The 9,091-nt window shown below is 42.3% G+C and carries 11 protein-coding genes; 1 reads left to right on the top strand and 10 read right to left on the bottom strand.

Features of this window, described 5'->3' with window-relative positions; translation table 11 throughout:
- Positions 1–151: 151 nt before the first annotated feature.
- The 3 genes from ymfI to yfmF are packed head-to-tail and all read right to left on the bottom strand — an operon-like array spanning position 152 to position 3,426.
- Complete coding sequence (gene ymfI, locus A5875_RS13860) at positions 152–877, bottom strand: elongation factor P 5-aminopentanone reductase (RefSeq protein ID WP_088934149.1); 726 nt, start codon at positions 875–877, stop codon at positions 152–154.
- Position 878: 1 nt separating this feature from the next.
- Positions 879–2,171, bottom strand: a complete 1,293-nt coding sequence (gene yfmH / locus A5875_RS13855) for an EF-P 5-aminopentanol modification-associated protein YfmH (RefSeq protein ID WP_088934148.1) — start codon at positions 2,169–2,171, stop codon at positions 879–881.
- On the bottom strand, positions 2,164–3,426 hold the full coding sequence (gene yfmF / locus A5875_RS13850) for an EF-P 5-aminopentanol modification-associated protein YfmF (protein ID WP_088934147.1): 1,263 nt from the start codon (positions 3,424–3,426) through the stop codon (positions 2,164–2,166). Before yfmF ends, yfmH begins: the two co-directional genes overlap by 8 nt.
- A gap of 330 nt (positions 3,427–3,756) precedes the next feature.
- On the opposite strand from yfmF, the gene mscL reads away from it, so the two are divergent.
- A complete protein-coding gene (gene mscL, locus A5875_RS13845) occupies positions 3,757–4,197 on the top strand; it encodes a large conductance mechanosensitive channel protein MscL (RefSeq protein ID WP_088934146.1) in 441 nt (146 codons plus the stop codon).
- A gap of 28 nt (positions 4,198–4,225) precedes the next feature.
- Here mscL and A5875_RS13840 read toward each other — a convergent pair whose 3' ends face one another.
- The 7 genes from A5875_RS13840 to epsC form a co-directional block, all read right to left on the bottom strand.
- Entirely contained in the window at positions 4,226–4,471 is a 246-nt protein-coding gene (locus A5875_RS13840; RefSeq protein WP_088934145.1) for a Veg family protein, read from the bottom strand.
- A 112-nt stretch (positions 4,472–4,583) separates the two neighbouring features.
- Entirely contained in the window at positions 4,584–5,126 is a 543-nt protein-coding gene (locus A5875_RS13835) for a sigma-70 family RNA polymerase sigma factor (RefSeq protein WP_088934144.1), read from the bottom strand.
- Positions 5,127–5,198: 72 nt separating this feature from the next.
- Positions 5,199–5,726: an NYN domain-containing protein gene (locus A5875_RS13830; protein WP_088934143.1), complete on the bottom strand. Its 528-nt coding sequence runs from the start codon at positions 5,724–5,726 to the stop codon at positions 5,199–5,201.
- Positions 5,726–6,559 (bottom strand): 23S rRNA (guanosine(2251)-2'-O)-methyltransferase RlmB, encoded by an 834-nt coding sequence (gene rlmB / locus A5875_RS13825; protein WP_088934142.1) that lies wholly within the window; start codon positions 6,557–6,559, stop codon positions 5,726–5,728. Before rlmB ends, A5875_RS13830 begins: the two co-directional genes overlap by 1 nt.
- Positions 6,549–6,947 carry a Mini-ribonuclease 3 gene (locus A5875_RS13820; RefSeq protein ID WP_088934141.1) on the bottom strand — a complete coding sequence of 133 codons (399 nt, stop codon included), beginning with the start codon at positions 6,945–6,947 and terminating at the stop codon, positions 6,549–6,551. Before A5875_RS13820 ends, rlmB begins: the two co-directional genes overlap by 11 nt.
- A gap of 1 nt (position 6,948) precedes the next feature.
- Positions 6,949–8,358: a cysteine--tRNA ligase gene (cysS, locus tag A5875_RS13815; protein ID WP_088934140.1), complete on the bottom strand. Its 1,410-nt coding sequence runs from the start codon at positions 8,356–8,358 to the stop codon at positions 6,949–6,951.
- Positions 8,351–8,884: a serine O-acetyltransferase EpsC gene (gene epsC / locus A5875_RS13810; RefSeq protein ID WP_088934139.1), complete on the bottom strand. Its 534-nt coding sequence runs from the start codon at positions 8,882–8,884 to the stop codon at positions 8,351–8,353. Before epsC ends, cysS begins: the two co-directional genes overlap by 8 nt.
- Positions 8,885–9,091 lie beyond the last annotated feature (207 nt).

Here is a 9,091-nt window from a genome sequence, read left to right as displayed (position 1 = left end):
AGTGCAACTGGCATCCTAATTCGTAATAATGAAATAATTTTTATGGAAAAAATTATAACCGATTCTCATCACGCATACCATTCCACTAATGCATTGAAAATGCATAGTGCAACTGGCATCCTAATTCGTAATAATGAAATAATTTTCGGCGCTATTCCATCCAGCCGCCAGCGACAGGTAAAACGATACCGGTCGTATAACTAGCTTCTTTTGAAAATAAATAATTGCAGGCTGCTGCGATCTCTTTAGGATCAGCTAAACGGCCTAATGGGATTTCTGCCTTCAAATCAGATAATTCTTGCGGATTCCAATTGTCATTCATTTTGGTCTGTACAGCTCCTGGCGCTACAACATTAACAGTGATACCCAACGTTGCGACCTCCTTCGCATAAGCTTTCGCGAAGGCCTCTTGTGCTCCTTTAACGGCACTGTAAACTGTTTCCATGCTGCTCCCGCGATGTCCATAAACGGACCCGATGAAAACGACCCGCCCATTTTTATTGGCCGCTAATTTTTCCTGCAGCCCTTGTAATAGAAGTAAAGGGGTTTTCAAATGGACCTGCCACAAGGCTTCCATTTGATCAGCTTTGGTCTCAGGCAGCAACTCGTAAAAGGTAAAACCAGAAGCAAAAACGATCCCATCCACTTGGAATAACTGTTGCAAAAAATGTGGGATTTCCGCTTCCTTCAACATGTCTAAGGATACCATAAAAAAATCTTGCTGAGGATAACGTTTCTGTAAGTCTGAAACGAAATTTAAGACTTTTTCTTTTTGCTGATTATAGTGGCAATAGAGGGACCAGCCTTGCCCCGCCAATTTCTCGCAAACGGCTTGCCCGATATCGCCGCTTGCGCCCATCACTAATGCATAAGGCATCTTAGGCCTCCTTCTCCATATAAAAACGCGTGAAGGCTTCTTCATGGATAAACAGTTCACCCGCTGCCAAGACATCTGTTAGTTCGATCTCCTGAATAATTTCCGGCATGTCAAACAAGGTCCACTCGCCAAATAAGGATTGAGTGAATTGGTTGGCAACATATTCTAATGAATTCAATGATTGGAAATATTTGCCCAGCATTTTTTTCTTCAATAAAGCTAAATTCTTTTTATTGACCTCTGGATCAGTCGCAAAATGCAGTAAAATTTCCGTCAGGCGATCCGCCAATTTTTGCGGCTCTTCACTATCGCCCCCGAAATCAGCGAAGTAGAAGCTGCGGTCTAATGAAAACTCATAACCGAAGCTGTCATCTAAAAGTCCTTCATTATACAAACGCAAATAATTTTGTGAGGTTGTTCCTAGTAACATTTGGAACAACAGATCCATCGAGATTTTAAAGATCAGGCGTTCTTTGTCATCAGCAGGCAGCTCTGCCAAGCCTTTGACACCCACGATTGCTTTTGGTATCGTGATCGGCATTTTTTCTTCACTAAGTTTGATGATCTCGTCAGGTGATTCTTGTGGAAAACGGCGTTGGATTGGTTCAGGTGCTTCAAACGTCTTTTTAGCTTGATTTTCCCGAATGAAATCCATCAACGCTTGCGGTTCCAGATTTCCCACAATAAACAGTGTCATGTTGCTAGGATGATAAAACGTATTGTAGCAAGTGTATAGGTCTTCTGCTGTGATTTCTGCAATAGAATCGATCGTCCCTGCGATATCGATGTGCAGCGGATGTTTCGGATACATGTTCTTCAAGATAGCGAAAAACTGCTGCCAGCTTGGATCATCTTGGTACATTTGGATTTCTTGTCCAATGATCCCCTGCTCCTTTTGGACAGATTCGTCAGTGAAATAAGGCTCTTGAACAAAATCCAGCAGCGTGGCTAAATTTAATTCCAATTGATCCGTTGTTGAAAACAGATAGCTCGTACGAGTAAAGCTGGTGAAGGCATTCGCTGATGCGCCTTGTTCGCCAAATTTTTGAAAAACATCGCCATCTTCTTTTTCAAACATCTTGTGTTCTAAGAAATGAGCGATACCGTCGGGAACTTTAATATAGTCTGTTCCGCCCCGCGGAATAAATTCATTGTCGATTGATCCGTAATTGGTGCTGAATAAGCCATAGGTCTTGTGATAGCCGGCCTTTGGCAACAAATAGACCGTCAAGCCATTCGGTAAAACTTCTTTATATAAGGTTTCATTGATTTTTTGATATGCTACTTTATCCATTCTGCTGCCCTCCATCTAAAAAGAAGATCGCTTGCAGACGAATTTTCTTCGCGACTTTTTGAACATCTTTTGGTGTCACAGCCGCCAAGCGTCTCAGCCATTCTTCGTCTGTTAGTTTACTTTGCGGCAACCATTGCGCCAAGTAAGTTGTCTCGATCGTGTTTTGCATACTGTCTAACCCGAGCAGGTAATGATTTTTCAGCATCGCTTTGGTTTGTTGAAAAGCCAGATCGGTAAAGTTTCCAGCCTGCAGCTCAATTAGCTGTTCATCGATCAGGTGTAAAACCTTCTCACGATTGTCGCTGTTGATCCCTGTTTGAACCTGCAGATACCCGCGGAAAGTGTCAAAAGAACTAGAAGCATAGTAAGCCAAACTAGCCTTTTCCCGCACATTCATAAACAATTTTGAATGGGGGAAGCCGCCGAACAGGCCATTGAAAACTAATAGCGCAAAGCGATCGGTATCTTCAAAATACACATCCGTTGCATAAGCCAAGTTCAATTTTCCCTGTGTGACCGTTTCTTGAACTTGCTGTTCTCGTATAACATTGTCATTTGTTTGATAGTAATAAATCGCAGGATAACTCTCCTCACGTTCAACAAATGGCAGTTGTTTGAACAATTCAGCCATCTCTGCTTCTTCCACATCGCCGATCACGAATAGATCCACTTGGTCTTGAGTGATCATCTCATGATAATAAGCCGCTAAGCTTTCACTCGTTTCATTTTCTAGATCAGCTACCGTACCAAAGCTTGGCAGCTTTTGCGCTTCGTCTGTAAAATAGGTCTCTTTGATTTTTAAAGAAGCCATCGTCTGCTTGTCTTCATGTAATGTTTCAATATAACTTTGCAGATTTTCCTTTTCTAGTTGGAAGGTTTGCTCATCGAATTTGCCCTCATGAATGTTCGGATAAAATAGAACTTCACGCAGAAAATCCATTGCGGCCGGCAACAGTTTCGGATCATCAACATATTTCCCATTAACGACTCCTAGCCCAATATCCAGCCAATGCAGATTGCCTTTACGTCCCACATTCAAGCCAAAGCTGGCACCATAAAGTTCAGCCAATTGCCCGCTTAGTTTCGTTTGATCAGGATAACGTAAAGAATTAGTTTCTAATAAGTTCGCCAATAAAGCGCGTTTGGTCATGATTTCTTTCGTTAAACGGGTGGTCATACGCCCGTAGAATTGAATCGTTTTATACTTTTTCGTCGGAATAACGTGCAAGCGCACGCCTTTTTTTAATTCGATCATTACAAAGCTCCTTATGCGTATTAATATATTTATTTTTCGAAAAATAAGTCTGAGGTTCCTGCCGCAGAACAGTCAATTAAACTTTTGCAGATAATAATGCGGGCAATTTCCCTGGCAAAAATTCAATCGCCTCACCTCTATCTATCTGCTATTCTTGCTAACCAAGAAACAGAACTGATCCGAGCATCCTTCGTCTTATCATTAAGGTCAATTATAGCACAGGAGTGTCCTAAGAACCGGAATCAGCCTTAGCCGACAGTCCCTTTTATTTCAAATTTTTTTCTTCTTTCGCTATACTGAAAATAAGGACGAAGAGAGAGGAGTGAGACGATGTTTAAAGAATTTAAAGAATTCTTGATGCGCGGCAATGTTATTGATCTTGCTGTTGGTGTTGTCATTGGTACTGCCTTCACTGCGATCGTAACGAATGTCGTTAATGGATTGATTACGCCGCTAGTAGGATTGATCGTTTCATTATTTACTAAAGGAAAAGATTTAAACGAAGCAATGTCTGTTTTAGATTGGACACCCGTTAAAGGCGTTACCTTTGCTTTTGGTGATGTTGTCAGTGCACTGATTACATTCATTATTACTGGTTTTGTACTATTTTTAATCGTCAAGGCTGCTAACAAAGCACGAGAAACGACCATCAAAAACGAAGCTGACGAGCCTGAAGAAACGGTTCCTACAGCCGAAGAGTACTTGGCAGATATTCGCGATCTATTAGTGGAACAAAAAAAAGCTGCACAAGAAAACTCAGAAGACAAATAAAAACCATGGAGCGTTCGCTCCATGGTTTTTAAATTGCTTCTGTTAGAAATTCGATCTCTACTGTGCGAGTCAATACATCGGAATAGCTGTATGAAACACGTTCGAAAGAATTTTCTTCTGGGTCCAAATCAACCACAAAAACTGAAGGATAGGTCTCTGTTAAGATACCTTTGCGTTGTGTTTGACGCTTGCGTCCCGTCTGAGCTACAAGCATAATCGGAGTACCAATACGATCTTCCAAGTTTTTCTTGATAGTCGCTAAAGTTGTTGGCATACAGTTCACCTCAACATATATTATAGCACAAATATAAAACTTTTCAATGTTATCACAAGATAAAAAAATTTGCAAATTCTTATCTGCTTATTAGGGAAAAATTCCCTTCAAATCATTCATCCATTTCACTTATCTTTTTCTTGATTTTATTTTTCGTCCGGTTCAACGCATTCTTGATGGCCTTTTCTGTTTCTTTCAAATGCTGTGCAATCGTTTGGGGCTCTTCCCCTTTTAAATAGTAATGCAAGGCACGGAGCTCTAAAGAAGACAAGGCGACTCCGCCAGTCATGATCATCTCACTAATACACATACTCTCTTCAACCACCTCATGATACTGAAAGTGTTCACTGAACGCTTCAGTCCCGACTTTTTCAATTGACACAGCATTCTGCTGAGCCAAACGCTTTTTAGCTCGTTGGCGACGTAAAAGGGAACGGATACGATTTTCAAAAATCATTTTGTAGTACAAACCGAATGTCGTTCCACGATCTTTGCGATAACTATGCAAAGCATCGTTTAAAGCGATCCGCCCTTCCTGCAACCAGTCATCCGAATCAAAATCACGTATCTGGTACCGAGACTGGATACTATAAATGATTGGCAGGTATTGACTAAACATTTCTTCAAAAGCTTCACTATCAAATTTTTCTTCCATTCCAAAAAACACCCCTCTCACAAGTAAAAGCATACACTTTGCTTAAAAATGAGAGGAGTGTTAAATGGAATTTTATTTTTTTTGGCTTAATTCGTCCAGTTTTTGTGACAATTTTTGCAATTGTTCATTATTCCATGGAGAATTTCGTCGAAAATTTTTAAATTGCGTATCTTTAGTATCCCCAGTTATCAATGCCTCCGTCTGCTGAACCGTTTTATACAATTCTCGCGCAGAAGTTCGCAGAGCACCTTGAGAAAAAATCGTCCACTGTTCCGCCAAGTCGCTAGTCGCCACTGTTACTTGGGTCAGGCGATCATTCAATTCACCTGCGATCCGCTCGATATAACTATCGGCCGTTTCATCTTCCTTCGTGAAGACTACTGTTAATTGATACTTTTTATAGCTTTGCGTGATCCCCGGAACAAACTGAGCATCGAACACAACGATCGTTTCAAGGCCTTGATATTTCGCAAAGTTTGATAGACGAAATAATAAAGCCTCCCGTGCTTCTTCTAAGCGCTCTTGATTCTTCAAAGTTGTCAATTCCGGCCACGCACCGATCATGTTATAACCGTCAACGATCAACAATTGTTTTTTCATTACGGTTCACTTCGCTTTCGGAAGACTTCATACATCAATAGTCCCGCAGCTACACCCGCATTCAGGCTTTGGACATGTCCGGTCATCGGGATCGTCAGCATCTCATCGACTTCCTTTTTCAAGCCTGCACTCATGCCTTTTCCTTCATTACCGATGATTAGGGCAATCGGACCCGTTACTTTCCATTGACGATAATCCGTGCCTTCCATATCCGTACCAAAAATCCAATAACCAGCTTCTTTTAATTGCTTAATGCTTTGTGCCAAGTTCGTAACACGCGCGATCGATACGTATTCCACTGCACCTGTTGAGGCTTTCGTTACAACCGGTGTGATACCGACTGAACGATGCTTTGGAATGATTACACCGGACACCCCACTGGCATCAGCCGTTCGTAAGATCGACCCAAAATTATGCGGATCTTCTAAACTGTCTAAAATCAGCAAAAACGGCGCTTCTACAGTAGAAGTTTTTGTCAATAATTCATCAAGAGTCAAATATTCGTAAGGTGTGATCCCCAGCACGATACCTTGATGGACACCGCCGTCACTTAAAGTATCCAGTTTTTGTTTCGGCACCCACTTTACAGGGACAGCTTGTTCTTTCGCCAAGCTTTTCAATTGGTCGATCTTATCCCCATGAGCGTCTTCTTGCATAAATAATTTATTTCCTCGGCCAGCCTGCAGTGCTTCTACACTGGCATGATGTCCGAAAACGAAATTATTCTCTTCCGGTTCAATCGCATCGATTGGTTCTTTGTGATAATCTTTCGGTCGATCATTTTTTCGTTGATTGCGCCGCTCATTTCCGCGTCGTTGTTTTTTATCCTTCATTTGCTTCGCCCGCTTTCTCTAAACACCACTTGATCAGCTCTTCCAATCGCTCTTTCCGCTCTAATAGATGTAAATAGCCCATTAAAGCCTCAAATCCAGTGGACATACGATAGGTCATGATATCGGTATTTTTTGCAGAGGTGTAGCTTTTGGCATTCCGCCCGCGCCGATAGATCCCCTGCTCTTCTTCTGTCAGCATACCATCTTCGATCATTTTTTGGATCAACGTTGCTTGCGCTTTAGCCGAAACATAATGAGTTGCCATGTGATGCAGCTTATTCGGACGTGTCTGCCCCTCCCGCACAAGATAATCCCGCACGTACGTTTCATAGATAGCATCGCCCACATAGGCTAGTGCTAATGCATTTAATTGTTTATAGTCTGTCATATTATGCTCGTCTCCAACGGACGCCTTGAGGGGTGTCTTCTAAAATAATTCCTTGATCCTTTAATTGATCACGAATTTCATCGCTGCGGGCAAAGTTTTTATCTTTTCGAGCTTGATTTCGTTCTTCGATCAATTGATCGATTTCTTCATCCAGTAGTCCGGCTGTTTGAAACTCGATGCCAAAAACTGCCAGCATACTCATAAATTCTTCTAACGCTGCTGTCAGAACTGCGGCTGAAACTTTGTCCTGTTCACTATAGTTGTTTAGCCATTTGGCAGCTTCGTAAACAACCGTGATACCATTAGCCGCGTTAAAGTCATCATCCATCTCTTCGATAAAACGATCCTTCAGCGCGTATAACTCAGCTAATTTTTGCTCGTCATCGGATAATTCTGTTTCTGCTGTGCTTTGACGGAACGTCGCATTTTCAAATGCAGTCCGTAATTTTTGCAAATTCGCCTGAGCATCCTTCATCGTTGCTTCGCTGTAACGGATCGGACGACGGTATTGTGTCGTTGCCATGAAGAAGCGTAAAATCTGCGGATCGATCTCTTTGACTAAGTCATGAACCGTCACAAAGTTTCCCAGAGATTTGCTCATTTTCGCATCATCTTCACCGATCGTTACATAGCCGTTATGCATCCAGTAATTCGCAAAGCGCTGACCGGTCTTCGCTTCACTTTGAGCGATCTCATTCTCGTGATGAGGAAACTCCAAGTCCTGTCCGCCGCCATGAATATCGATCGTATCGCCTAGATGTTTGGTCGCCATTACCGAGCACTCGATATGCCAGCCTGGACGGCCTTCACCCCAAGGGGATTCCCAAGAGATTTCATCTGGTTTCGCGCTTTTCCATAAGGCAAAGTCTAATGGATCTTCTTTAATCGCCTGCTCTGCACCCGTTCTTTGGCTCGCGCCAACTTCCAACTCATCGATCGATTGATCGCTTAATTCACCATAATGCTCAAACTTACGCGTGCGATAATACACATCGCCTTTTGCTTCATACGCATAGCCTTTTTCGATTAACGCTTCGATAAACGCTAAAATATCAGGAATGTGATTGATGACCCGCGGATGCAAAGTCGCCGGTTTCACATTCAATGCGGCAGTATCCTCTTTAAATGCCGCAATGAAACGATCCGCTACTTCTGGTGCTGTAATCGATAATTCTTTCGCCGCTTTGATGATTTTGTCATCTACGTCTGTAAAATTCGATACATAATTCACCTCATAGCCGCGATACTCAAAGTAACGACGGATCACATCAAAGGCAATCGAACTGCGGGCATTTCCGATATGGATATAGTTATAAACGGTTGGTCCGCAGACATACATGCGGACTTTATTTTCTTCAATTGGTTTAAAAATTTCTTTTTCTCGCGTCAGAGTATTGTGTATTTTAATCATGTTGAACCTTCTCCCCTTTTAATCTAACTACTTTTGCAGGTACACCTACCGCTGTCGCATCCGCCGGTATATCTTTTAATACGACAGCGCCCGCACCGATCTTGACTCTTGCGCCAATCTCGATAGGACCTAATATTTGTGCATTTGCCGATATAAACGCACCTTGGCGTACCGTTGGATGGCGTTTTCCTGTGTCTTTTCCAGTTCCGCCTAGCGTTACGCCATGAAACAGTACCACGTCACGCTCCACTTCGGCTGTTTCCCCGATCACTACACCCATTCCATGATCAATAAAAACGCCCGGAGCGATTTTAGCACCCGGATGGATCTCAATCCCCGTCAAAAAACGCCAAAATTGCGAGTGAATCCGCGCCAACAAAAACCAGCGATGTCGGTAAAGAAAATGCGAGAACTTATGGAAAAATAATGCATGAACACCTGGATATGTAAGTACTACTTCTGCGCCTGTCCTAACTGCCGGATCATTCCGTTTCGCCGCTGCGATTGCTTCTTGCCACCATCCCATTAACCTCAACCCCTTTTTTTATTATTGCTTGTCAGATTTCCCCTAACCTTGAAAACTGACAAGTCGAATCCAGACTATTTAAATAATGTTTGTATCTTCATGCACTGCAAAAAGTCCAACTCGCAGCTACCTCGCGTTAAGGAAATCATTTTTCGAAAACCACGAAAAATGACTCAGATTCTCATCACGCATACCATTTTTCTAACC

The organism is Enterococcus sp. 3H8_DIV0648 (genome assembly GCF_002140655.1).
In the GTDB taxonomy this organism is placed as follows: Bacteria; Bacillota; Bacilli; order Lactobacillales; family Enterococcaceae; genus Enterococcus_A; species Enterococcus_A hulanensis.
This window is presented reverse-complemented; position numbering and strand designations above follow the sequence as displayed.

Excerpts from the sequence above, each read along its gene's own strand:
- ymfI (WP_088934149.1), bottom strand. The coding sequence starts at position 877 with ATGCCTTATGCATTAGTGATGGGCGCAAGCGGCGATATCGGGCAAGCC.
- yfmH (WP_088934148.1), bottom strand. The coding sequence starts at position 2,171 with ATGGATAAAGTAGCATATCAAAAAATCAATGAAACCTTATATAAAGAA.
- yfmF (WP_088934147.1), bottom strand. The coding sequence starts at position 3,426 with ATGATCGAATTAAAAAAAGGCGTGCGCTTGCACGTTATTCCGACGAAA.
- mscL (WP_088934146.1), top strand. The coding sequence starts at position 3,757 with ATGTTTAAAGAATTTAAAGAATTCTTGATGCGCGGCAATGTTATTGAT.
- A5875_RS13840 (WP_088934145.1), bottom strand. The coding sequence starts at position 4,471 with ATGCCAACAACTTTAGCGACTATCAAGAAAAACTTGGAAGATCGTATT.
- A5875_RS13835 (WP_088934144.1), bottom strand. The coding sequence starts at position 5,126 with ATGGAAGAAAAATTTGATAGTGAAGCTTTTGAAGAAATGTTTAGTCAA.
- A5875_RS13830 (WP_088934143.1), bottom strand. The coding sequence starts at position 5,726 with ATGAAAAAACAATTGTTGATCGTTGACGGTTATAACATGATCGGTGCG.
- rlmB (WP_088934142.1), bottom strand. The coding sequence starts at position 6,559 with ATGAAGGATAAAAAACAACGACGCGGAAATGAGCGGCGCAATCAACGA.
- A5875_RS13820 (WP_088934141.1), bottom strand. The coding sequence starts at position 6,947 with ATGACAGACTATAAACAATTAAATGCATTAGCACTAGCCTATGTGGGC.
- cysS (WP_088934140.1), bottom strand. The coding sequence starts at position 8,358 with ATGATTAAAATACACAATACTCTGACGCGAGAAAAAGAAATTTTTAAA.
- epsC (WP_088934139.1), bottom strand. The coding sequence starts at position 8,884 with ATGGGATGGTGGCAAGAAGCAATCGCAGCGGCGAAACGGAATGATCCG.